The 24,692-nt window shown below is 58.8% G+C and carries 20 protein-coding genes, 1 tRNA gene and 1 other RNA gene; 10 read left to right on the plus strand and 12 right to left on the minus strand.

Features of this window, described 5'->3' with window-relative positions:
* Positions 1–3: 3 nt before the first annotated feature.
* The 8 genes from AB1805_02865 to larC all read right to left on the minus strand — a co-directional run bounded on the left by AB1805_02865 (position 4) and on the right by larC (position 8,307).
* Complete coding sequence (locus tag AB1805_02865) at positions 4–423, minus strand: OsmC family protein (protein MEW5744372.1); 420 nt, start codon at positions 421–423, stop codon at positions 4–6.
* Between the two features lie 36 nt (positions 424–459).
* The gene (locus AB1805_02870) at positions 460–1,251 is read right to left on the minus strand and encodes a TIGR00282 family metallophosphoesterase (protein MEW5744373.1); all 792 of its coding nucleotides are present in this window, start codon (positions 1,249–1,251) and stop codon (positions 460–462) included.
* Positions 1,252–1,448: 197 nt separating this feature from the next.
* Entirely contained in the window at positions 1,449–3,014 is a 1,566-nt protein-coding gene (gene rny / locus AB1805_02875; protein ID MEW5744374.1) for a ribonuclease Y, read from the minus strand.
* A 370-nt stretch (positions 3,015–3,384) separates the two neighbouring features.
* A non-coding RNA gene (gene ssrS / locus AB1805_02880) (6S RNA) lies at positions 3,385–3,577 on the minus strand.
* 101 nt (positions 3,578–3,678) lie between these two features.
* Entirely contained in the window at positions 3,679–4,350 is a 672-nt protein-coding gene (locus AB1805_02885) for an ABC transporter ATP-binding protein (GenBank protein MEW5744375.1), read from the minus strand.
* 10 nt (positions 4,351–4,360) lie between these two features.
* A complete protein-coding gene (locus AB1805_02890; protein ID MEW5744376.1) occupies positions 4,361–5,572 on the minus strand; it encodes an efflux RND transporter periplasmic adaptor subunit in 1,212 nt (403 codons plus the stop codon).
* A 40-nt stretch (positions 5,573–5,612) separates the two neighbouring features.
* Positions 5,613–6,941, minus strand: a complete 1,329-nt coding sequence (locus AB1805_02895) for a TolC family protein (GenBank protein ID MEW5744377.1) — start codon at positions 6,939–6,941, stop codon at positions 5,613–5,615.
* 175 nt (positions 6,942–7,116) lie between these two features.
* Positions 7,117–8,307, minus strand: coding sequence for a nickel pincer cofactor biosynthesis protein LarC (larC, locus tag AB1805_02900; GenBank protein ID MEW5744378.1), 1,191 nt, complete (start codon positions 8,305–8,307; stop codon positions 7,117–7,119).
* A gap of 259 nt (positions 8,308–8,566) precedes the next feature.
* Between larC and AB1805_02905 the strand changes: the two genes are divergently transcribed.
* Positions 8,567–9,106, plus strand: a complete 540-nt coding sequence (locus AB1805_02905; GenBank protein ID MEW5744379.1) for a macro domain-containing protein — start codon at positions 8,567–8,569, stop codon at positions 9,104–9,106.
* A 48-nt stretch (positions 9,107–9,154) separates the two neighbouring features.
* A tRNA-Thr gene (locus AB1805_02910) sits at positions 9,155–9,227 on the plus strand.
* Between the two features lie 522 nt (positions 9,228–9,749).
* On the opposite strand, the gene AB1805_02915 is transcribed toward AB1805_02910, so the two are convergent.
* The 3 genes from AB1805_02915 to AB1805_02925 are packed head-to-tail and all read right to left on the minus strand — an operon-like array spanning position 9,750 to position 13,589.
* On the minus strand, positions 9,750–9,986 hold the full coding sequence (locus AB1805_02915) for a hypothetical protein (protein ID MEW5744380.1): 237 nt from the start codon (positions 9,984–9,986) through the stop codon (positions 9,750–9,752).
* A 46-nt stretch (positions 9,987–10,032) separates the two neighbouring features.
* Entirely contained in the window at positions 10,033–12,714 is a 2,682-nt protein-coding gene (locus AB1805_02920) for a cation-transporting P-type ATPase (protein ID MEW5744381.1), read from the minus strand.
* Entirely contained in the window at positions 12,711–13,589 is an 879-nt protein-coding gene (locus AB1805_02925) for a universal stress protein (GenBank protein ID MEW5744382.1), read from the minus strand. Before AB1805_02925 ends, AB1805_02920 begins: the two co-directional genes overlap by 4 nt.
* Before the next feature lie 138 nt (positions 13,590–13,727).
* On the opposite strand from AB1805_02925, the gene AB1805_02930 reads away from it, so the two are divergent.
* From AB1805_02930 to AB1805_02955, 6 genes are all read left to right on the plus strand, one after another.
* On the plus strand, positions 13,728–15,410 hold the full coding sequence (locus AB1805_02930; protein MEW5744383.1) for a response regulator: 1,683 nt from the start codon (positions 13,728–13,730) through the stop codon (positions 15,408–15,410).
* A gap of 122 nt (positions 15,411–15,532) precedes the next feature.
* Positions 15,533–17,602, plus strand: coding sequence for a CheR family methyltransferase (locus AB1805_02935; protein MEW5744384.1), 2,070 nt, complete (start codon positions 15,533–15,535; stop codon positions 17,600–17,602).
* Positions 17,599–19,665, plus strand: coding sequence for a PAS domain-containing protein (locus AB1805_02940; protein ID MEW5744385.1), 2,067 nt, complete (start codon positions 17,599–17,601; stop codon positions 19,663–19,665). The genes AB1805_02935 and AB1805_02940 overlap by 4 nt, the downstream gene beginning before the upstream one ends.
* 386 nt (positions 19,666–20,051) lie before the next feature.
* A complete protein-coding gene (locus AB1805_02945) occupies positions 20,052–20,840 on the plus strand; it encodes a hypothetical protein (GenBank protein ID MEW5744386.1) in 789 nt (262 codons plus the stop codon).
* 183 nt (positions 20,841–21,023) lie between these two features.
* Positions 21,024–21,257: a type II toxin-antitoxin system Phd/YefM family antitoxin gene (locus AB1805_02950; GenBank protein ID MEW5744387.1), complete on the plus strand. Its 234-nt coding sequence runs from the start codon at positions 21,024–21,026 to the stop codon at positions 21,255–21,257.
* The gene (locus tag AB1805_02955) at positions 21,258–21,650 is read left to right on the plus strand and encodes a type II toxin-antitoxin system VapC family toxin (protein ID MEW5744388.1); all 393 of its coding nucleotides are present in this window, start codon (positions 21,258–21,260) and stop codon (positions 21,648–21,650) included. It begins immediately after the preceding gene.
* 153 nt (positions 21,651–21,803) lie between these two features.
* Here the strand turns inward: AB1805_02955 and AB1805_02960 are convergent, their stop codons facing one another.
* Entirely contained in the window at positions 21,804–23,591 is a 1,788-nt protein-coding gene (locus tag AB1805_02960) for a secretin N-terminal domain-containing protein (GenBank protein MEW5744389.1), read from the minus strand.
* Here AB1805_02960 and AB1805_02965 point away from each other — a divergent pair.
* Together AB1805_02965 and gspG are read left to right on the plus strand one after the other, a co-directional pair.
* A complete protein-coding gene (locus AB1805_02965) occupies positions 23,561–23,686 on the plus strand; it encodes a hypothetical protein (protein MEW5744390.1) in 126 nt (41 codons plus the stop codon). The genes AB1805_02960 and AB1805_02965 overlap by 31 nt on opposite strands.
* A 336-nt stretch (positions 23,687–24,022) precedes the next feature.
* On the plus strand, positions 24,023–24,448 hold the full coding sequence (gspG, locus tag AB1805_02970) for a type II secretion system major pseudopilin GspG (protein ID MEW5744391.1): 426 nt from the start codon (positions 24,023–24,025) through the stop codon (positions 24,446–24,448).
* Positions 24,449–24,692: the final 244 nt, after the last annotated feature.

Here is a 24,692-nt window from a genome sequence, read left to right on the forward strand (position 1 = left end):
ACGTTACGCCGGGACGATCTTGTAACTATGGGTGATCTTTGCCACCCCCTCGAGGGTCGCCTTGACGGAGCAGTATTTCTCCATCGAGGCCTCTACCGCTTTCCGCACCGCCTCCTCGGAGAGGTCCTTTCCTGCAACGATGAACTCCACCTCTATCGCGGTGAACTTCTTGGGGTAGGAGTCCGCCTTTTCGCCCTTGAGGTTGATCGAGATGCCGGTCACCTGCTGGCGCTTCTTCCGGAGTATCGACGCCACATCCATTCCGGAGCATCCGCCGAGACCGACGAGGAGGAGCTCCATCGGCCTCATGCCGGTGTTGCCGCCGCCCACTTCAGGGTCGGCATCCATCACTATGGCATGCTTCGTCTCCGACTCGCCCACGAACTGAAGCCCTTCGACCCATTTTACTTTTGCATGAAGCATACGCCCTCCTCTGGAAAATGAAAAGTTCTCTTTATCTCAAGGATACGTCAGCTGCACTCTCTGTATGCCGGTGGCTCTGCCGCTCTGTTCGTCTATTTCGATAACGACGGCCGAGAGAATCGCCCTGCCGCCGGCGACATCGTATTTCCGGGGCATCTGGGTAAGGAACCGCTCGACGATCTGCTCCTTCTCGATGCCGATCACCGAAACCTGGGGGCCGGTCATCCCCACGTCGGTGATGTAGGCGGTGCCGTGCTGCAGGATCCTCTCATCCGCCGTCTGCACATGGGTGTGCGTCCCGATGACCGCACTGACTCTGCCGTCCAGGTAATAGCCGAAGGCGATCTTCTCGGAAGTCGCCTCTGCGTGGAGGTCGATAATAATGATGTTCGTCGATTCCCTGAGCTTTTCGATCTCGGCGTCGGTCGTCCTGAAGGGGCAGTCGAGGGGCGCCATGAAGACCCTGCCCATAACACTCACGACCGCGACCTTTACCGAGGGCAGGGAGGGAGCGAGTGAAAGGACGATACTGCCCGTGCCGGGAGTGCCCGGAGGAAAGTTGAGGGGACGGAGTACCCTGTGCTCTTTGGCGAGGTAGGAGACGGTCTCCTTCTTGTCCCAGACATGATTGCCGGTGGTGACGATCTGGACGCCGCTCTCGAATATCTCCGCCGCCGTCTTGTCGGTGATGCCGAAGCCGCCGGCGGCGTTCTCTCCGTTGGCGATGACGAGATCGATCTTGTACCTGCTGACGAGGTTCGGGAGCAGGGCCCGGACCGCATCCCTCCCCGGCTTTCCGACGATGTCCCCGATAAAGAGCGCTTTCATATAAAGACCGTCATAGGTAATGCGGCGTGATCTGTCTTGGAATCTCTCCCCCCACCTCACTCTCCTGAAGAGCGGTGAGAGGAGAGGTATGTGATAGCGCCTTCATTCTTATGGCTTATGGCTTATTGGCTTATAGAGTAGTTCTTAACTCATCACGCATTACGCATCACGCATCACGCATTACGCATCACGGCCTGCTACTTTGCGTAATCGACATAGCGCGCCTCGCGGATAACCGTCACCTTGATCTGGCCGGGATAGGTCATCTCCGACTCTATCTTCCGCGCAAGGTCCCGTGAGACGACGGCGCACATCTCGTCGTTCACGCTCTCGGGCTTGACGATGATCCGTATTTCTCTGCCCGCCTGAATGGCGTAGCACTTCTCGACGCCGTTGAAGGACATGGCGAGCTCCTCGAGCTTCTCGAGGCGCTTCAGGTAGTTCTCGATGCTCTCCCGCCTGACGCCCGGGCGCGCTGCCGAGAGGGCGTCGGCCGCAGCCACGAGCGCGGACTCGACGCAGGTGAAATCGGTCTCGCCGTGGTGGGCGAGTATGGCGTTGATGACTTTGTCGCCTTCGCCGTGCTTCTTTGCGAGCGCCGCGCCAATGTCCTGGTGCGACCCTTCCACCTCGTGGTCGATCGCCTTGCCGATATCGTGCAGCAGGCCGCCGCGCTTGGCGAGCTTTATATCGACGCCCAGCTCTCCTGCCATCATGCCCGCCAGGTAGGCGACCTCTTTCGAATGCTGGAGCATGTTCTGGCCGTAGGAGGAGCGGTACCGCAGTCTGCCGATGGTCCTGACGAGCTCCGGGTGCATGCCGGTGACGCCGAGATCGAAGACCGCTTTTTCTCCCTCTTCCCTGATCGTGCCGTCGACCTCGCGTTTCACCTTCTCGACGATCTCCTCGATCCGTGCCGGGTGGATGCGCCCGTCGCCGACGAGCCGCTCGAGCGAAAGACGCGCAACCTCGCGCCGCACCGGATCGTGTGCCGAAAGGGTCACCACTTCGGGGGTGTCGTCGATGATGATATCGACGCCGGTGGCAGCCTCGAAGGCCCTGATGTTTCTCCCCTCCCGGCCGATGATCCTGCCCTTCATCTCATCGTTGGGCAGGCTCACTGCCGAGACTGTCGCGTCGGCGACGTAATCGCTGGAGTAGCGCTGGATCGCCATGCTGATGACCTCTTTGGCCTTCCGCTCGGCATTCTCCCGCGCCTCGTCCTCGATCCTCTTTGCCAGTTTTGCCGATTCGAACCTGGATTCCTCCTCGACGCGCCGGAAGAGCTCGCGCCGGGCATCCTCCGAGCTGACACCGGATATGCGTTCGAGGGCCTGGGTCTGCTCCTTGATGAGCTGGGTATAGTGGTTCTCTTTATCGGTAAGCGCACGCTCCCGGGAACCGAACTCCCGCTCCTTGCGGTTGAAGTCATGTTCCCGTTTTTCGAGCTGGTCCATCTTCTTCTCGAGCTGCTCCTCTTTCTGGCGGAGCCGCTTATCCAGCTGGTTGAGCTCCCTGGTCCGCTCCCTGATCTCTTTTTCGGCCTCGACCTTCGCCTGGTAGGCCTGGTCCTTCGCGGCGATCGCAGCCTCTTTCTTTATCGCCTCGACCTCTCTTTTCGCGTCCTCGAGCGTCCGTTCGCGCTCCCGCTGAATGGACTCTTTCTCTGATTTCAGGGTATTTTTATAAATTCGTGAGAAGATCAGGCCGCAGGCGACTCCGACGACGACGGCGATGAGTGCGGCGATTACGATGTTTTCCATGGGTATGTTCCCCCTCCTCTCTTAGTAGTGTGGCGCGGCCGAAGGGCGGAAACGCAACCATGCGCTCCGGACGCATTACAACAACTGCGCGGAGGCGACGGGAGAGAGCAATGAGCCGAATGTGCTGTTGTTAAAAGACACAGACAGGAGGAGCAGGACGGCCATCACCGTACACGCTGTCTGCGGAACCATGTACGGCAGTGAGGAAATAATGTATGGTATGGAGCTGATTATACATTGTTTGCTATGACCCTGACTCCTTTATTTCAACAGTACGCGCTGCTGCCCCGTCACCACCATCAGTGATTGCCACCGGAGAATGCAGCGAGCCCTTCTGCGCTGGTAATCACTCATGGCCTCTCTCTATAAAATAATGCCCACCCTGTCGTGTAAGCGAAATTAGATCCTAACGTTCGTCACGTGGGTGCCTCGAAGGCGGCTTAGGCTTTCTCCGTCCCTTGCACAGAGGGAGACCTGCACACTGCATGCCTTACTCCGGCTCCCTAAAGGTCTAATTTGTCGGATCAACAATTTCTACCTAATCACTTACAGGGTAGGCAGAACCGTCCTCTTAGAAATATTAAAGCAGAAAAAGGGGGGCCTCCGCAACTAAAATCTTTCGGAGCTCCCGGCAGTTAGCCGATTACCGGCAGCTGAAGGCTGATCACCGCTTAACGATCACGCCGTCTCTGATGGTAATGATCCTCTTGGCATACGCCGCTACCGCCTGATCGTGGGTCACCACGATCACCGTCTTGCCCCGCTCGTTCATCTGCGCGAGGAGGCGCATGATCTCGGTCGCGGTCTTGCTGTCGAGCTGTCCGGTCGGCTCGTCGGCGAGGAGCAGCTCGGGATCGTTGACCAGCGCCCTTCCGATCGCGACCCGCTGCTGCTGTCCTCCCGAGAGCTGGCTCGGCCTGAAGCGGGCGCGCTCCCCGAGCCCCACGAGCGCGAGGAGCTCCATCGCCCTTTTTTCACGATCGCCCTTCGGCCGCTCGACATAGAGCGTCGGCAGCAGGACGTTTTCGAGCACGGTTGCGTAGGGCAGGAGATAAAAGCTCTGGAAGACGAAGCCGATATGCTCGTTCCTGATCACCGAGAGCTCATCGTCCGAGAGGCGGGAGACCTCCCGGCCCGCCAGCTCATAGCGGCCCGAGGTCGGGGTATCGAGGCACCCGATGATATTCATGAGAGTCGTTTTGCCCGAGCCGGAGGTCCCCATGATCGCCGCGAACTCTCCCTCATCGATCCGGAGGTCGACTCCCCGCAAGACCTCGACATCCTCTTCGCCGATCCGGTAGGTCTTTCGTATGTCTTCCATCAGGCAAAAGGACATCTTCATTCCCTCACCGCTTCTTCTGACCGTTCGGCCTCTGCTCCTGCTCCGTCGCGGGGAGGATGAGCTTCGTGGCGATCACCTCGCCCTCGGCAGCGCCGGCGACGATCTCGGTGCGCTCCTCTCCCCGGATGCCGATCTTCACCTCGGCCTTCCGGATATCCTTTTTCTCGCGCACCTTGTAAACGATCTGTCTGCCCCTCTCGAACTTGACGGCAGCGTTCGGCACCGTGAGGATGCCCTGCCGCTCGGCGAAGACGACCTTTACGTGGGTCGTCATCTCCGGCTTGAGGAAGAGGGCGTCGTCCGGCGCTACCCTGACGATAGCGAGGTAATAGACGATGTTGTCCTTCACGACGGGCTGGGGGTTGATGCGCTCGATCGTCCCGTGAAAGAGCGTATCGGGGAGCGTGTCGACATAATACTCGACCTTCTGTTCCCGCTTGACTCTCCCGATATCGGTCTCGTCCACGTAGATCCACATCTCGAGGCGGGCGGGGTCGAGGACGGTCACCAGGTTGGCGACCTGGAGCCCCGCCACGGTGGTCTCCCCCTCCTGCGCGGTGACGTCGGAGACGACGCCGTTGATCGGAGCGTAGATCCGCGTATAGGAGAGCCGCGTGTGCTGCTGCTCCAACTGCGCCTTCCTGTCTCCCACATTGGCCTTTGCGACCTTGAGCTGGGTCCGGTACTCGTCCCTGAGGCGCTTCAGCGTCGCCTCGGCTGCCTCGAACTGGCTCCTCGCCCGGTCGACGGCGTCTCTCGTCGTATACTCGTGCGTGAGGAGCTGCTGCTCCCGCTCGTAGGTCGTCTTTGCGTAGTCATAGTTCGCCTGCGCTTCCTTGATGCGCTCGGGATAGGTGAGCTCCACCTGCACGAGGGTGTTCTCGGCCGACTGCAGCGCAGCCTGCTGCTGTTCGATGCCCCGCCGTATTTCGCGGTCGTCGATGAGCGCAATGAGCTGCCCCTGGGCAACGCGGTCACCCACTTTTACCTTCATCGAGACGATCGTCCCCGTGGCCCGCGTCCCTATTTTCACCAGGGCGCCTACCTGGGGTTTGATGATGCCGGTCGCGACGAGCACCCCTCTGAGGCCGCGGCGCTCGACGTTCGCGGTTTCGAGAATCGTTATCTCCGGCCCGGCGAAGAAATGCCTATAGATGACAATGCCGCCTGCAACGAGCGCGACGGCGAGCAGTCCCAGGAGGAGTTTTTTCTTCATCTGCTGCCCATCATAGCCGCAAGGATATGGTATCCGCCGATTATCTGCTTGTCCACGGGGTGCCGGCAGTACGCTGGAGCAGGGAGAGCGAGAGTATGAAGTTCAGGCGGGCGGTGATGAGCTGCTCGCGGGCTTCGGCGAGAAAGCTTTCGGCCTGAACGAGGGAGAGGATGTCGCCTTTCCCGACCTTGTACTCGCCGTAGGCCTGCTCATAGTTCTGTTCCGCCTGCTTCACCTGCTGGCGCGCTACCCCGATCTGGTTCGAGGATATCTGCACATCCTCATAAGCCCTGTTCACGGCGAGCAGGAGCTGCCGCTTGACTTCGCTGAGTTGTTGCGCGGCGATGTCTTTTTCGATCCGTGCCGATTTGTACCTGAAGAACTTGCCCAGCTCGAAGATATTCCAGGTGGCCGTCAGACCGGCGAACCGCTGATCGGGAAACGAGGTCCTGAAGATGCCGCCGCTCGTCCTCTGATAGGCCGCTTCGGCGGTGACCAGGGGCTTGAACGTGCTCCGCACCAGGGCCTGGTTCTGCTCGGCGCGCCTGATGTCGTTCTCCGCCTGCAGCACTTCCGGCTTGTCGAGCGCCGCCTCGTAAAAGTACCGGAGCTCCGGCAGCTTTACCTCGGGATCGAGCGTTCCCGCCAGCGCATAGCTGCTCTCGAGCGGCCTGCCGACGAGCGAATTCAGGTCGGAGAATGCTTTGACGAGGTCGCCCTCGGCCTGGATCAGGTTGAAGCGGGCCTGCTCGAGCCGTACCGACGCCTGGAGCACGTCGGAGAGCCTGGCTACGCCGAACTTGTACCGCCCCTGGGCGACCTCGTAGTCGGTCTGCGCATCTCCCCGTTGAACTCTTCGCTGGGTCACGAGCTCCTGCTGCGCGAGGGCGGTATAAAAGGCCGTCCGGACCGCGTAGTAGAGCTCGAGGAGCGTATTCCGCACTTCGAGCCGGTCGTTCTCGAGATTGAGGCGTGCAAGGGTCCTGTTCGCCCGCCGTTCCCCCCCGTCATAGAGGAGATAGGAGAGGGAAAGCTCATAATTCCTGGTATCGAAATCCTCCGCGGAGGTGTAGAACCTCCGGTATGCAGCCGCGGCATCGAAGCGGGGAAAATAGGGTCCGAGCGCGGCGTTGTAGAGCGCCTCGGTCGATGCCACCCGCAGCCGTGCCGCCTGGTAAAAGGGGAGATGTTCGGCAGCCAGGGTAATGGCATCGTCAAGCGTGAGAGGAGCGACGAAGGCGGGCGACGGCGCCGGTACGGGCGCGCCCTCCGGCGAAGCGTCCAGGGCAAAGGCCGGGATGAGCGCAGTAGCGCTCGCCAGGACCAGCAAGACGGTGTGGATGAACAGCAGCATGCTTTTTCTATGCACGACCTTCGACCCCTACCTTTCCACGCACACGCGAGAAACTATGCCGATGCAGCACCGGCGAGCGCTCATCCCTCTAGTAAATATAAGGAAAGGCGCAAAAACACATTTCAATTCTACTGTACCCTCTTCGCGCTGTCAATGACGGTACGGCCGTAATGCGCGGTCCGTAATCCGTCTAGCGGATATCCTCCCGGGCATCCTCGAGAATATGCTCCGTCAGCCTCTTGATCGGGAGCTTCGTCTTCCGGGAGAGGGCTTTGAGATCCTCATACTCGGGTGTCGCGGTCGCAACCGCACCGCCGGTCCGGGAGACCTTTATCCTCACCGGGCCGTATCGCGTCGTGACGGTCCTGCTCTCGCGCCCGAGCGTCTTACGGTGGACTATCGAGAACCTGAGGCCGATCGTCGTCGTCTCGCGGAAGAGAATCTCCGCCGCCTTGTCGATGTCCTGCGGCCTCACGATGACCGACAGCTTCACCGCGGGCCTGCTCTTTTTCATTATCACCGTTTCGAGAAACACATCGAGCGCGCCTCCGGCGAAGAGCTTGTCCATGACATCCTCGTAGATCTGGGGATTCATGTCATCGATGTTCGTCTCGACCACGGCCACGCGGTCGTCGGCAATGGAATATCCCGACATCTCCACAGGCGAACCGAGGATCAGCCGCACGGTATTCGGCATTGACGGGAGGTCCCTGGCGCCGGCTCCGTACCCGATCTGCTCGATGCTCATTGCGGGCAGGGGAGCGAAAGCAGGGTCGAGACTCGCGATAAGGACCGCGCCGGTGGGCGTGGTCAGCTCGAAGGGGATATCGGACGCATAGACCGGAAAGCCCTTCAGCAGCTCGGCAGTGGCAGGAGCAGGCACCGGGAGAGTGCCGTGCCTGGTCCTGACGCTGCCGCTGCCGAGATTTATAGCCGATGAGTAAATCTTCCCGACGCCGAGCGTGTCGAGCCCGATCAGGGTGCCGAACACATCGACCAGACAGTCCGTCCCTCCGAGCTCGTGGAGGTGAACCGTATCGAAGGCCTCAGCATGAACAGCGGCTTCCGCTTCGAAGAGCTTCCGGAATACGTTCAACCCCCGCTCCTTCAGGTTCCTATCGAAAGAGGAGCGCGCAACGACCCGTTCGATGTCCTTCCACTGCACCTCACGGGCGGGCTTCTTCTTATCGATGACGACATCGACCTTTGTGGCGGCGAAACCGGCGCGGACTACTTTCCTTGCACGGAGGCTGTAGCCCTCCACGGGCAGGTGCTTCAGCGCCCTCTTGAGGGATGCGAGAGAGACCCCTGCATCAACGAGGGCGCCGAGGCACATATCGCCGCTTATACCGGCGGCGCAGTCGAAATAGGCTATCCGCATTGACGTATTTTACACGGTAAGCGTCTGGCATGCAAAGAGAATATTCTATGCAGTAGACGATTGACAACAACCATCGCCGCAGGTATTGTTTATAAAGAAAGCCATCAGCCGTCAGCAGTCAGCGTTCAGCTGTCAGTCATGACGACCGAGATCGAGCCTGAGACAAGGGGCATTTTACGGAGCTGCGTGCCTCTCGTATCCTTCAGCTGAAAGCTGAGAGCTGATAGCTGATGGCTGTTGTGCTAATTATGGAGGTCCCATGCACGTGATCGCAGAGCGTATGGTGAATGGTAAGAGGCTGCGTCTCGTCAGGGGAGATATCACCGAGCGGGATGTGGATGCGGTCGTGAACGCCGCCAATTCGCGCCTCCAGCACGGCGGCGGCGTTGCCGGCGCCATAGTCCGCAAGGGAGGCCGGAGCATCCAGGAGGAGAGCGACAGGATCGGTTTCGTGCCGGTCGGGCATGCCGCGCTCACTGCCGCCGGCGCGCTGCCCGCGAAGTATGTCATCCACGCCGTAGGCCCGAGGATGGGGGAGGGCGATGAGGAGAACAAGCTGAGGAACGCTGTCGTCAGCACGCTCACCCTGGCTTCGGAGAAGGGGTTCAGGAGCGTATCGCTACCCGCCATAAGCTCGGGTATATTCGGGTTCCCGAAAGACCGCTGCGCCCGCATTCTTGTGGCCGAGGCGCGGAAGTTCCTCCAGGAGCATCCTGCCTCCTCACTCGAGGTCGTCGAGTTCTGCATCTTCGACGACCAGACCCTTGGCTATTTCAGGCAGGAATTTGATACAATATAGCTTCTTCATCTCGGAAGGGCATCTGGTGTATACTATTCCTTCCATCATGCCGGGATAGCTCAGCTGGCAGAGCAGCTGATTCGTAATCAGCAGGTCGGCGGTTCGAATCCGCTTCCCGGCTTTCTTTATTCAATGACTTGCAATCGGGCTCTTTGCCTGTTCTCGTATTGCTCTCTATTAGGTAGAGCTGTGGGGACGTTGATGAATTAGTTGAGCTATTCATTGGATCATGAGTTTTGAAATAGCCGAAGTGGTGCCCCCCTGTTTCACGTGCCACCAGCGCCATGGGGATGCCGTATCTTTCGCAGGCATAAACCGCCGTATCTGTCTTTGCCGCAAGATTCCCAAAACGCTCAATGAAATAGTCTCTGTCTCTGTCGTCAGAGACTATAGCTTTCTTTTCTATTCCCCTGCATATTACGTGGTGCAGTGTGCCGGGATAGTCGAGTCTCGCTTGCCGTGGCATGCAATCCATTAAACAAGTCAACTAATTCATCAACGTCCCTGAGAACTGAGGCTATCGCGACCTTGAGCTCTTTCCTGATAAGCTCCGGCTCGGAGTGGAGGTCAAACCTTCCGCAGATGGTATTGTTTCTCGGTTACCCGGCAGCTCATATTCTGCGGGCGAATGTCTGCGCAGTTTTCAAAATTCCCTGTTCAAGAAATCCAGAGGTCTGAGTATGAGCGTGTTGAGAACCTTTTTATGGTAGAGACGTTTAAAATCTTTATGGTTGCCGGTCACGAAGGCATCGGCTCCATGGCCTATGGCCGTTGACAGGGTAATCCGGTCGTTCAGGGGCAGTCTTTGCAGCTCTGCGTCCTTGAGATTGGTGACGATATCATCTGCTATTGTGGAGTCTGCAATCAGCTCGTTCAGCAACTCTTCTTCCCGGCTTTCTTTGTCTCGTGAGATCGGACACCGCTCCTCATACAGCGAACTTCCTCACCAGGAGCTTTCTCCCTTCTTCTGCCGCGAGCAGGAGGACGCTGAAGGGGAGGAGCGTGAGCCAGACGTGCGGCCCCAGAGGCGCTGTCCCGAAGAGCGCGTTTCCCCACGGCGTATAGATAATGAAGACGGTGATCGCTATCTCCAGGACAATGCCGATCACGATCAGCCGGTTCGAGAGAAGGCCTATGGTGAATACCGATTCGCGGAATGTCCGGCAGGCGAAGACATTGGCGACCTGCGTTATCACGATTCCGGCGAAACAGGCGGTCGTCGCCTCGAGATAGAGAAGGGTGTGAGGGGAGAGCGTTTCGCCCCACTGCCATCCCCCCGCGTCCAGCACGAAAAAAAAGCCGTAGAGTCCTGCAAAGGCCTCGATAGGACCGAGGAAGAGGTAGGCGCGGCCGAGCAGGTCGAAATTCACCAGCCGTTCGCGGCGGCCCCGGGGCGGCTGCTTCATGATCTCCGGTGAGGGCCGTTCCGCACCGAGGGCGAGGGCGGGGAACATATCGGTGCCGAGATCGATGGCAAGGATCTGGATGATCGTGAGGGGAAGGGGAATCCTGAAGAGGACATAGGCGATATAAGGGACGATCTCCGGGATGTTGGAGGCGAAGATATAGTTGATGAACTTCTTTATATTTTCAAAGACGGCTCTCCCCTCCTCGATGGCATTGACAATAGTCGCAAAATTATCGTCGAGCAGGACGACGTCGGCAGCCTCACGCGCCACGTCGGTGCCGGTGATCCCCATGGCGATGCCGATGTCGGCCTTTTTGAGGGCAGGTGCATCATTGACCCCGTCTCCGGTCACCGCCACCCGCTCTCCCCTGTCCATGAGGGCGGAGACGATACGCATCTTATGGTGAGGCGTCATCCTCGAGAATATCACGTCGCCGGACCCGAGCATCTCCCCCAGTTTCTCGTCAGTGAGGCTGCTCATCGTGGGGCCCTCGATAACGAGCGGGTGCTCTCCTGCAATGCCTGTCCGGCGTGCGATCGCCGCTGCAGTCCTGCTCGCATCACCGGTTATCATAATGACCCGTATGCCCGCGGTGCGGCATGTCTCGATCGCCTTGAACACCTCGGGCCGGGGCGGGTCCTCGAGTCCTATGAGCCCCGCAAAGATCATTTCCGACTCGAGCTGCGCATCCGGGAGACTGCCCAGCCTTTCCGGTACAAAATCATCTCTTCTCCTGTAGGCAAAAGCGATTACCCGCAGGCCCTCCTCCATCAACGCTGCGGAAGCGTCGAGCAGTGCCGCCCGTTGTCTTTCATCCAGCGCGCTGACGGTGCTGTTCACCTTCAGTGCGGTACAGAGCGGCAGGACTGTCTCGACCGCTCCTTTCATAAAGACGTAGGGGGTGCCGCGAAAACTATTCACGGTGGTCATCCGCTTCCTCTCCGCATCGAAGGGAATCTCGTAGATACGCTTCGCGGCGAGGGCTGCGTCCCACGCGTGTGCGGCCTTCAGCAGCGCGGTCTCGGTCGGGTCTCCATGGTAGGCGCCGTTTTCGTACCGTGCATTGTTGCAGAGCAGGGAGGTTGTCATGAGCATATCCATCCTCTCGGTGGAGCGGTTCCATTCCTTTGCGCCGGCATCAAGAAAGCCGATACCGGGGAGCCACACCCTGCGGGCCTCCATTCTATTCTGGGTAATGGTGCCTGTCTTGTCGGTGCAGATGACCGTTACCGAGCCGAGCGTCTCTACCGAGGTGAGATTCTTTACGAGCGCTCTTCTCTTTGCCATGCGCTGGCTCCCCATGGCGAGCGACAGGGTGACAGTCGGCAGGAGCCCTTCCGGAACATTCGCGATGGTGATGCCGACCGCAAAGAGGAGCGTCTGCCAGAAGCTCTTGCCGGTCAGCAGGCCGACCCCGAAGAAGACTATTCCTGTTGTCAGTGCGATAACGGCAACAATTCTCGTTACCCGCGCGATCTCTCGCTGGAGGGGGCTCAGCTCCGGCTCCACACTGCTGGTCAGGTGGGCTATCTTCCCGAACTCTGTCGCCATACCGGTGGCAAAGACCGCTGCTGTTCCTGAACCGGCCACGACGAGCGTGCCGGCAAAAACGATATTGGGGCTTTCGAAGTAGTCACCGTCGAACGGCTCGTGGCTCCGCGGCTTCAGCTCGGACTCGCCGGTGAGCGGAGCGTTGTTTACCGACAGACGTATCGAACGGATCAGCCGTGCGTCAGCAGGAACCCTGTCTCCCTCTTTGAGGAGAATAAGGTCTCCGGGGACTACCTCCCGTGCGGGGATATCTTTCAGGACACCCTTCCTGACGACCCTCACGGTGTAAGGCAGGAGCTTTTCGAGCTCCTGCACCGCCCGTTCGGCGCGGTATTCCTGTATGAACGTAAAGACCGCATTGACGACAATGACGCCGATAATCGCGAGGCCGAGGAAGAGCATTCCCCCGCCGGGACGGAGATACTCCGACAAGAGGCTGAGCCCTGCGGCGATCCAGAGCAGCACGGCGAGGAAATGGGTGAATTGAGAGAGGAGCCTCCGGTAGAGAGGCGTCCTCCTCACCTCCTGTATCTCGTTGAAGCCGTACTCATGCAGGCGGCGCCGGGCGTCGTCTTCGGCAAGTCCCTGTTCTGAAGTGATGAGCGCATGCAGAACCTCGCCGGCTGTCAACGCGTATATTTTCTTCATGGACAGGGGGGCCGGTTGCCCCTGCGTTCTTTCTGCCGGGGCCTCAGCCGTGGCTTGAAAATGATGAGGTTGCAGGGCGCCTCCCTGAGCACCTGTTCCACGGGGCTCCCGCTCACCATGCTCCGGAGCAGGCTCCGCTCGCTCGCTCCCATGATAATGAGGTCGTTCTTCTTGAATGCAGCTTCGGTCGTGATCGAGCGGGCTATGCGGCCGCTCCCTGTCCTGCGTTCATGGACGACCCCGTACTTTTTCAGGTGCTCGATAAAGCACTCGATATCCCGGGAGGGGCGCTGCTCCCTCTCCGCGACGCTGAGCGGCGCCTCCCCGCGAAAAAGGGTGGTCAGCGGTCGAGGAAGATGAAACAGCGTCAGACGGGAATCGAGCCCCTCGGCGAGCTTTCCAATGAAATAGGCCCGCTCGTCGATATAGGAGAGGCGTCCCTTGAGCGGCACCAGGATATCCCGTGGATGTCCTTTCCCCATATGCACGACTCTCGCCATCGCCACCGAACAGGGCAGCCGCGTCATGAGATCCCGCGCGCGGGTCCTGATGAAAAAGCGGCGTTCGATATCCTCTCTCCTCGTTGCAATGACAACGAGATCGACATCCTGCTCTCGTACCGTCTCCCGTATCTTTCGTACCGGATCGCCCTCTTCGGTAATGCTCTCGACCTCTATCCCCTGCCGTTCTGCTTCGATAAACAGGCGCTCGAGGGCCGATTCGGCACGCCTGAACGCCGAGGGAGTGACCGGCGCCTCCGCCACAAAGACGAGCAGCAGCTTTGCCCTGCATGCCTTTGCGAGCGCCAGGGCGTAGCGCGCCGCTATTTCGGAATTGGTGAACTCGTTTACCGCGGCAAGGATCCTCGCATACATAGGTAATTACAGGATACCACCGCCGCCCCGGCGCTTCAATTGATCACCCGGGTGATCACACGGGGCTGACTCCTTCAGCATAGCGGCCCTGAACACAGTGCGCTCAAGGGAATGGGGAAACCCGTCGATAAACGTTTCATGGGCATGAGAAAGTATGATCATAGGCAGGATACTGCCTCCGGCGGTCCGGACCCACTCTCCCGCCTCGTCTTCAATGAGACCGGGGAGGGCATGGTGGCGATGCTCCGGAAATCGCTGACATGGAAAGACTCCATACTCAATAACAGCTCGATCGGCATCCTTGTTGTGACCGGCGACAGGATCATTACGGAGGTAAACCCCTGTTTGTGCAGGATGTTCGGCTACGCTGCCGATGAGATGCTCGGGAAGCCCGTACTGCTGATACACCGGTCCCGGGAGGCGTACGAGGAGTTCGGACGCCTGTTCTACCAGAAGACGTCGGGCGGGGTCGTGGTCACGGAGTACCGGCTCAGGCGCAAGGACGGGAGCGCATTCTGGTGCGAATGCTCGGGCAGCGCCATGGACCCGAAGGACCTCGGCAAGGGAGTGATATGGATGGTCCAGGACATATCGGAACGAAAGGCGATGGAGGAGGACCTGGTGCGGGCCAAGGAAAGGGCCGAGGCGGCCAGCCGGGCGAAGAGCCAGTTCCTGGCGAATATGAGCCACGAGATCCGGACCCCTATGAACGCGGTGCTGGGTTTCGCACAGATCATGGGGAGCGACGCCGAGCTGACAGCCGCGCAGAGGAAGTACCTCGATGCCATCTGCACCAACGGGGAGCACCTCCTGGCCCTCATCAACGATATCCTGGAGATGTCCAAGATCGAGGCGGGACGTGTAAGCCTGATGAATGCCGATTTCGACCTCCACGCCCTTGTCGGCGACCTCGATACCATGTTCAGGCCCCGCATCGAGGCGAAACACCTGGCATTCAGGCTGGAGGGGCTCGAGAAGGTCCCGCGGTGCCTCAACGGCGATGAAGGCAAGATACGGCAGGTGCTCGTCAACATGCTGGGCAATGCCGTCAAGTTTACCGAAAAGGGTTCTATCGTGATCCGCCTCGACGCGGCGGAGAAGGAGAGACACGGCACGCGGGACTGGGTCATCGGCATCGAGGTCGAGGATACCGGGCAGGGGATACCGGCTGATGAGATCGGCAAGGTGTTCGAGATATTCGAGCAGGCGGAGAACGTGAAGGCTGTCAATAAGGGAGCCGGGCTCGGCATGGCGATCAGCCGCCGGTACGCGAGGATGATGGGAGGAGATATCACGGTCCGGAGCGAGGAAGGAAGGGGCGCCACCTTCCGGTTCGTCTTTGGCGCGAAGCCGCTCTCCTCTGCCGGGAGCCGGGCGCCGAGGTCTTGCGATCGTCGGGTGATCGGCCTGGCAGGCACCGGCCGGCCCGCACCGAAGGTGCTGGTCGCAGACGATACCGGCACCAACCGGGAGGTCCTGCGCGAGATGCTCGAGATGGTCGGCTTCGTCGTCACCGAGGCGGTAAACGGCAGGGAGGCGCTCGAGGCGTTCCGGCAGCAGCGGCCCGACCTGGTGCTGATGGACCGCAGAATGCCCGAAATGGACGGCATAGAAGCTACCCGGGCGCTCAAGTCTTCGGAAGAGGGCAGGGCGACGCCGGTCATCATGGTTACGGCGAGCGTATTCGAGGACAGGCGGCAGGAGGCGATCGACGCAGGGGCGGACGGCTACATAAGGAAGCCCTATCGCATGCAGGAGCTCCTGCACGAGATCGGGAAGCTGCTCGCGATAGAGTACCGGTACGAAGGCGATCCTCAATAATCTCCTCTCAGCCCTGACCGGGCTCCAGACAGAAAGACCTTACCCCTATGTATCAGTTGTGTAATGTCGTATAATGCACTATGCATACGAACCGTCACGGTCTCGGAAAGTGAGCAGTATGTATGGACGACCCTTTTTTTGATGATACAGCCGGCGGCATCGTGATGACCCAGGATGCGGGATCGGCCAAGTTCGACGGCATGCCGCGGAGCGCCATATCGACCGGCTTGGGCGGCTCTATCCTGTCGCCCGGCCGGATGCCGGAAGAGCTGCTGAAATACATCGAGCATCCCTTCATCCGCAAGGGCGACAGGATAGAGTCGCCGATCCTCAAGGACGAAGACACGCTCTCGAAGATCCTGAGCATCATCCGCGACCGCACCAATGTCGATTTCACCTGCTATAAGCCGAACACGATCGTCAGGAGAATCGAGCGCAGGATCAGCATCAATCAGATAGAGAAGATAGAGGATTACATCGACTTTCTCTCCCAGTCCTGCCAGGAGGCGATGACCCTCCATAAGGAGCTCCTGATCGGGGTGACGAAGTTCTTCAGGGATGCGGAGGTGTTCGATGCCGTCAGGACGAAGGTCATCCCCAAGCTCTGCGAGCAGGGCGGCGCGCACCTGCCGCTACGGATATGGTCGGTCGGCTGCTCGACCGGCGAGGAGACGTATTCGCTCGCGATCCTCTTCAGGGAGTACCTCGAAGAGGCCGGGCTGAGCATGGACGTGAAGGTCTTCGCCACCGATATCGACAAGGAGTCGATAGAGTACGCCGGCGTGGGGCTCTACCCCGAGAGCATTGTCGCCGATGTCTCCCCCGAACGGCTCAAGCGGTTCTTCTCCCGGAAGGACGGCGGCTACCAGATCAACGAGAAGATCCGGCGCATGGTCGTCTTCGCGCTCCACAATATCATCAACGACCCGCCCTTCTCGAGAATGGACCTGATCAGCTGCCGGAACCTCCTGATCTATTTCCAGCCCGTGATGCAGAAGAAGGTGCTCTCGTCGTTCCACTTCGCCCTCAACCGCGGGGGCTGCCTGCTGCTCGGCAACAGCGAAACCATCGGGGACCTCACGTCCGTTTACCTCCCGGTGGACAGCAAGGGGAAGGTGTACCAGCATAAGGACTCCTTCAAGGCAGGGCAGTTCCCGCCGGCCCTGACCCATACCTTCCGGAGGGATACGTCGTCGCTCAAGGTGAACCCCGCGGCGCCGCACAAGGTCTACTCCCTGGAGGACGTGGAGCTGTATAGTGCCGAAGACGCGAAGGACCAGCGGATCCGGGACCTGGAGCAGGAGCTCCGGTATACCCGGGAAAATCTCCAGGCGACGATCGGAGAGCTCGAGACCTCGAACGAGGAGCTCTACACGGTCAATTCGGAATACCAGAAGAAGATCGACGAGCTGACGGAGCTCAACAACGATATCCTCAACCTGCTCAGGAATACCAGCATCGGCACGGTCTTCCTCGACAATAACCTGCACATACGGAAATATACTCCTGCCGTCTCCCCGGTGATGAACATAATGGACATGGACATCGGCAGGCCCGTTCACCACATCTCCCACAATTTCAGCTGCGACGGCTTCTTCGACGATATCGGGGAAGTGCTCAGGACGCTCGTTCCCCGGCAGCTCGAAGTGCAGACGAAGAACCAGACCTGGTACCTGATCAAGGTGATCCCCTACCGGACCCTCGAAAACGCGGTCGGCGGCATCGTCATCACCTTTATCGATATCAATGAGCGGAAACAGTTCGAAGAGCAGCTGCGGAGGGAACGGGACCTCCTGATCCGCGTGCTCGAGAGCAGCCCGGTCGGCAAGGTGATGGTGAACCGCGAGGGAAAGGTCACCTTCGCCAACCGCAGGGCCGGGGATATCCTCGGCTTGGACAAGGCGATGATGATCCGGGGTATCTATACGATGCCCGCATGGAGGATCTTCGATGCAAAGGGGGCCCGGCTGTCCGACGACAAGGACCCCTTCAAGCTGATTATCGGTACGAAGCTCCCGATACGCGACTACGTGTATTTCATGGAAGGGGCGGACGGGCGCAGGCTGCGGCTGCTCTTGAACGGCGCCCCTGAGTTCGACGAGCGCGGCGAGGTGACCGGCGCGGTCTTCAGCATTGACGATATCACTGACGCGATAAACGACACCTGCTGGCGGAAGGCGGGGGCGGAATGAGCAGCCAGCTGCCGGAAGAGGACCTCATCCGGAAGAAAGCGCTCGAGATCCTGGCGCAGCGCGAAGTCGCGCTGGGCGGTACCGATGCGCAGGCGGTGCCGAAACTGGTGCACGAGCTCCAGATACACCAGATCGAGCTCGAGCTCCAGAACGAGGAGTTGCGGAGGATACAGTACGAGCTCGAAGAGACAGTGCGGAAATACAACCACCTCTACGACTTCGCCCCCATCGGCTATGTTACGCTCGACCGCCGGCTCGCCATTACCGAGATCAACCTGGCCGGCGCGCAGCAGCTCGGGGCCAACCGCTCGGCCCTCGTCAACAGACCCTTTACCCATTTCATACTCCCCTCGTTCCAGGACACCTTCTATTTCCATTGCCGCGAGATCACGGAGAAGAAGGGGAGGACCGCCTGCGAGATAAAGATCAGGAGACAGAACGGCACGGTATTCACCGCGCAGATCGAGAGCATCGCCGTGCTGGAGGCCGACCGGACGGTCGGCAGCATCCGCTCTGCGGTCATCGATATTTCGGACCGGAAGCGCGCCGAGGACTTCGCCCGGAACATCCTCGAGACGGTGGACGAGAGCTTCATCATCATCGACAGGAACTACCGGATCGTCTCGGCCAACAGGGCGTTCTGCAACTTCGTCCAGACCGCACCCCAGGATATCATCGGCAAGCAGTGCTACCGCGTGACCCATCAGCGCGAAGCTCCCTGCTTCACTGAGGGCGAGGAGTGCGCGGTCAGGCATACGTTCCTGACCGGCGAGCCGAAGGAGGTCCTGCATACGCATTACGACGGCAACCGCCGGCCGTTCTATATGGAGACCAGGTCCTTCCCCTTCAAGGACGAGAGCGGCGCCGTGGTGAGCGCCATCGAGGTGCTGACGGACATCACCGAAAAGAGGAGGCTCGAAGAGCAGCTCCACCAGTCCCAGAAGATGGAGGCGGTCGGCGTCCTCGCCGGCGGCATCGCCCATGACTTCAACAACGTCCTCTCCGCCATCCTCGCGAGCGCCTACATCCTCAGGGAGCAGACAGGCCGCGACGGCGTGCTCGTCCCCTTTATCGACGAGATCATCATGGCATCGGAGCGGGGAGGGAATCTCACCAGCCGCCTCCTCGCCTTCAGCAGGAAGCAGATATCACACCCGGAGCAGGTATTTCTGAACGACATTGTACGCAAAATGGAACGGCTCCTGGCCAGGATCATCGGCGAGGATGTGGAGCTCACGATCACGATGCCTGAAGACGACCTGGCGGTCCTTGCCGACGCCTCCCAGCTCGAGCAGGTCGTCATGAATCTCGCTGCAAACGCCCGGGATGCGATGCCCGGCGGCGGCAGGCTGCAGGTCGCGCTGCAGAAGACGGCACCGGAGAGGGAATTGCTCAAGACCCACGACTGCGATGATACCGGTGAGTATGCGCTGCTTTCGGTTTCCGATAACGGGACCGGCATGGATCAGGCGACGCAGGAGAGGGTCTTCGAGCCTTTTTTCACCACGAAGGAGCCGGGAAAAGGGACGGGCCTCGGGCTCTCGATCGTCTACGGCATCGTCAAGCAGCATAAAGGATTCGTTACCGTATCGAGCGGGCGCAATCAAGGGACCACCTTCAGCATCTACCTGCCCTTGAGCAGGGACAAGCAGGCGAAGAAGGAGGCAGCGCCGGTGGTTGATGCCGTGCGCGGCAGCGAGACGGTCCTCCTGGCCGAGGACGACGAAGCGGTCAGGAAGCTCTCGAAGGCTGTTCTCGAAGACGCCGGATACACCGTTATCGAGGCGGCTGACGGCGACGGAGCGATTCAGGCGTTCGAACAGCACAAAGAACGTATCGGAGTGCTTCTCCTCGATGTGGTGATGCCCGGGAAAGGCGGCAAGGAGGTCGCTGACCTCATCCTCAGGGAAAAGCCCGATATCAGGACGATCTTCATGAGCGGGTATACGGCCGATATGCTCCAGAGCAGAGGCATTTCGGGCGAACCCGTCAGCTTCATCAGAAAGCCGCTCGCCCCCGATGCTCTCCTGAGGAAGATACGCTCCGTCCTCGACGGCTCCTAGCGTCCCTCTCAGTACGACCGGCTTTCTCTCGAGTCCGGTAACCCGCATCACCATCTCATTTATCGCATGCGCGTCCCACCCCTTCCGTTTTTCGCGCAGTGCAGGAAAGACCATACAGGCCGAAGTGCCGTAAAAAGTGCGACCGCCAGCGGTTTTATCGTGGCAACGGTCATCACGGTGAAGGACAATCCAGACAGGTTGTCTTCACCAGGGGGCTGCTGATTGTTCGAAACCGTCTGTGAAACAACGGTCTTTTCATCATGCGCCTTTACCTGGCACGCGCCTTGCTGATAGTGAGTCCGGCTTCAGACAGCAGTGCGGTGTCACTACGGAGCCCTGCTCCACTGGTGACAAGCACCGCCGATAAAGAGAAAGAGGAGGAGAAGATGGACGCAGTAAAGAGATATTCGATAGTCATTGTGGCTATCGCCTCTCTCGTAAGCATATATCTGTACTGGACAGGCCCCAGCAGGATCGAGGTGACCGGGCGTGATATGCAACAGCAAGAGACGGTCGCAGAGCCGGGGGAAGCGGTTGCGAGCGGCGCGGAGGGCGCCATGCAGGATAACCTGGTGAGCCAGTACGAAGCATCGATGAGCGGTGTTGCGCCGCAGGATATCCAGGCAGTCATCGAGAAGGGCCTGCAGAAAGGGAACCGCGACATTACGGCAAAGCTGAAGCTCACCGAGGCGCTTTACAACAACAACTACGGGCCTGCTGCCCGCGACCTCTTCAACTCGATCGGCGATGAGGAGATGTGCCGTTACATCACCGAGCGGGAGCCCGATGCGCGCTGCGAGGGCGACCTCCGCCTTGTCCTCGGGGAGACGCTCTACCGCGAGGGCCATCTGAAGCTGACGCGGGACATTCTCACCAATCTTATTTCCGAATCGATCACGAACATGGCGGGAGTCGAAATCGGGGCGTTCCAGACGCTCAGGATGGTCTATCGCAATCTCGGCGAGATGGTGAAATACGAGGCGCTTATAGAGTCGGTTCCCGAAGAGCACCCCATGAAACCGGAGCTTCTCAAGGATGCGGCGTACTACTACTTCGAGGAGGGCAACCCGGAGAGAGCGAACCATATCCTCACCCTCGCCTCGAACAGATATCCCGACAATGAAGCATTGCACTCCTACATCGAGAGAATGACGGCAGTAGAGAAGGTGCAGTAGAGCGGCAGCCGTCGGCAATCAGCCCTCAGCTCTCAGCCATCAGCTGTCAGCCTCAAGCAAAGATAAGAGACATGCTCTGCCTGCTTATTTATCTCAGTAATCTCAGTTGATTGTGGCTGATTGCTGATGGCTGAGAGCTATTTTTTCCTTGACTTAGTCCGATGGTTAGTCTAGTATAGGGGCATGACTACCGTTAATATGCATGATGCAAAGACCCATTTCTCCCGGCTGATCACGCGCGTCGAGAGCGGGGAGGAGATCATCATAGCAAAGGCCGGCAAACCTGTCGCACGCATAGTCCCCTTGGCCGGAGGAGTTAAAAAACGGGAGCCCGGATCGGCCAGGGGACGGATCGTGATCGACAAGAGCTTCTTCGAGCCGCTGCCTGACGAAATACTGAACGATTTCGAGAAGTGATTGAGAGCTCTCCTGGACACCCATGCCTTCCTATGGTGGATTACCGATGATCCTCAGTTGCCGCAGGCTGTACGCGATATCATCGCCGAGGGGAGCAACGAGCTCTATTTCAGCGCTGCAGGCTGCTGGGAAATAGCGATCAAGGCCCAGCTCGGCAAATTGATGCTTCCCGATAAGCCCGCGGTCTTCATCGCAGACCAGCTCGCTCTCAATGGCATCCAGAGCCTTCCCATACAGTCCAGCCATGCGCTTCATGTGTTCAACCTTCCTGCTCTTCACCGTGACCCTTTCGATCGGATGCTTGTCGTTCAGGCGCAGCTTGAAGATATGCCGGTCATAACGTCAGACCCCCTGATCGCTCTGTACCAGGTTAAGCTTGTGTGGGGGAAGTAAGGGCCAGTCAGCAATCAGCCCTCAGCATCGAGGAAAAAAAAGAATTCAGTGCCCGAAGGCATAGTCTTCCGACCTCTTTATCTAATGGTCGAAATGATCATAGCTGATAGCTGGAGACTGGCTGATGGCTGAGAGCTGATTTGTGTTGTGCGGCTATTTTTGCGGAGGCCGCGACTGCTGGAATCGTCTTTCCAGTTGCAGTTCTCTCGTGACGTTTCTTAGTAGCTCACGATAGTCCGAAGACATCTGTTCGGCCTCATCTTGGTTTCTAACAACGCGAGGTGTCAGGAGAACAATGAGCTCCTGCCGTGTTACATCATCAGAAGTTGTTCCGAAGAGATATCCGATAATCGGGATTTTGCTGAGAAAGGGGACTCCCGATTTTGTTTTTCTACCTGACTCATCGATCAGTCCTCCGATAACAATCGTTTGTCCGTTCTGCGCGACTAGGTTAGTTGTTACTTCATTCTTTATAATAACGAACTGCGTGGTGCCCAGGACAGACGCGTTTTCAAAGTTTGAAACTTCCTGCGAAAGCTCAAGAGATATCAGTCCGCTATCGTTGATTTGAGGCTTTACCTTAAGAATTGTGCCTGTATCTTTATATTGGATCGTTGCGGTTGTTGTATTAGTCGACCCAGTCCCAGTCCCGAGAGGTGTGGTCGTTGTCGAGGTCGCAATCGGTATTTGTCTTCCAACCTGTATTCTTGCTTCACGATTATCAGCTACAAGGACATGAGGGTTGGACAGTATTTTAGCTTTACTTTCTCCAGCAAGCGCCTCTATAAGCAATCTGACGTTACCTCTTGAGTCGACAGCAAAGTAACTAAACCCTGAATCAGGCCTGGCCAGCCCTTGGAAGCCCAAAGTTCCGCCAATATTGACATCATTCTTCAGGGAGCCGATGTTAGTTATATTTATATCTGTATCAAGATTCCACCGCATGCCAAAACTCAGGTTATCGGTAAGTGTTACGGAAGCTACAACGGCCTCTATCATGACCTGTCTTGGAATCGTATCCAGCTGCTTTATCGCCGCTTGTATCAGCGCGTAATCGCCGGGTGAGGCGAAGATGACGAGAGAGTTGGTGACCTCGTCGGGGATGATCTTCGTTCCCGGCGCAACGAGCGGCTCGCCGGCTCCTGCCGGCTGGGCAGTAGGAGAAGGAGGCGTTACGGGCTGGCGCTGGCCTGCCGGGGTTGCAGCAGGTGTGGTCTCGGTGCGGCGCGGGGCTGCTGCCGCTCCTGACGTGCCGAGCAGGACCTGCTGGAGGATCTTCGAGATGTGGTCTGCTTTGCTGTTCTGGAGCGGGTAGACATAAATCTTGGGCTGCGTTATGTCCTGTGCGGCATTCTCGTCGAACATGTTGACGAGCTGCAGCAGGCGCCTCACGTTGGCATCGGTGTCGGCGATGATCAGGAAATTTTTCTTCGGCACATCGAGCACCGCTCCTCCCTGCGTCAGCAGAGGCGTCAGAATCCTCGCCATCTCGGCGGAGTTCATGAACTCGATCGGAACGACCTGCACCAGGGCCGTGCCTCTCAGCTCGACCGACTCCGGGTCCTTACCGAAGCGCACGGGCGCAGGCTCCTTCGCGATGCCGCCGATGGGGATGATCCGGTAGAGGCCGCTCTCCTCGACGATCGCGACGCCGTTCAGTCTGAAGATGATCTCCATGACCGGCAGTATCTTGTCCCGGGGAATGGGAGTGGTCGTTCTGAAATTCACCCTGCCTTTTACCGCGGGGTCGATGATGTAGTTTACCTTGAGCACTTCTCCGAAGACTGTCTGCGCCACTTCGAAGATATCGGCATCGTCGAAGAAGAAGCTGGAACCCGCGGGGGCAGGCTGCCGCGGCTGTTGCGGCGTGCGCGGAGACGGCGGAGACGGCGCCGGCGCAGGAGCTGGTGATGGAGCTGGTGATGGAGCTGGAGCAGGGATATCCGGAGGTACTGTATCAGGAGCGGGTGGCGGAGGCGGCTCGGGAATGCCATCCGGCGGAAGCGCTCCTCCTTCATCAGGCGGAGCCTGGGTGAGGAGCGGCATGCGCTCCGAAGTCCCGAGAGCGGCATAGGCGGGCGCGGCTGCGCACAGCACGAGTATCGAGAGGAAAAGGAAGACGCAGTGTATCGCAAACGGTTGCTTCAGCCGCAAAGATGCCTCCTTCTACTTACTTTTTTAAGATAAAGCATTTACCACGAGGTGTCAAGGAAAAATGTGCCGAAACAGCGCCGATGAACGGCAGTGCACGAGAGAGAAAAAACAAAAAGACGGCGCACGTTGAAGAGAACAAACATTTGTAGTATCATAAAGAAGTTTGGCCCGCTGTACGCGGCGGGCATTACCATCCGCAAGTGAAGGTGTGCATGAAAATGAAGAACAGGATATACGGCGATCATAGGGGATTTACTCTGGTCGAGCTTCTGGTCGTTATGGTCATCATCGGGCTCCTCGCCGCGCTCGTTGCTCCGCGCCTCTTCCCCAAGCTGGGCAAGGGAAAGACGGCGGCGGCAAAGGCACAGATCGAGCTGCTCGGGCAGGCCCTCGACCAGTACCGTCTCGACACCAGCAATTACCCGACCACCGATCAGGGGCTCAACGCGCTCGTGACCAATCCCGGCGAAGAGAAGTGGGAGGGCCCCTACCTGAAGAAGACGACGCTCCCCCTCGACCCCTGGGGAAAAGCGTACAACTACCAGAGCCCCGGCACGCATGGCGAGTACGACCTCTTCTCGTACGGCAGGGACGGGAAGCCCGGCGGCGAAGGTGAAGACAAAGACATAGCGAGCTGGGAATAGACCACCCTCCCCAATAAACGACGAGGGGAGGTTCATCTGAACCTCCCCTCGTCTGACGCCTTTATCCTATTTCTCACTGCGTTCCGTTGGCAATTTCGCGTCCGATGCAGTATAATATTTACTAATGTGTACATAGGTAAGACGACATTGTATAATACCGTTCATGAAAGAACTGGACGGACGAAAAATATCGCATGCGGCACTTGAAGAGATACGAATCAGGGCGGTGAGGGCCGTAGAGGCT

The sequence above is a fragment of the Nitrospirota bacterium genome, from assembly GCA_040752355.1.
In the GTDB taxonomy this organism is placed as follows: domain Bacteria; phylum Nitrospirota; class Thermodesulfovibrionia; order Thermodesulfovibrionales; family Dissulfurispiraceae; genus JBFMCP01.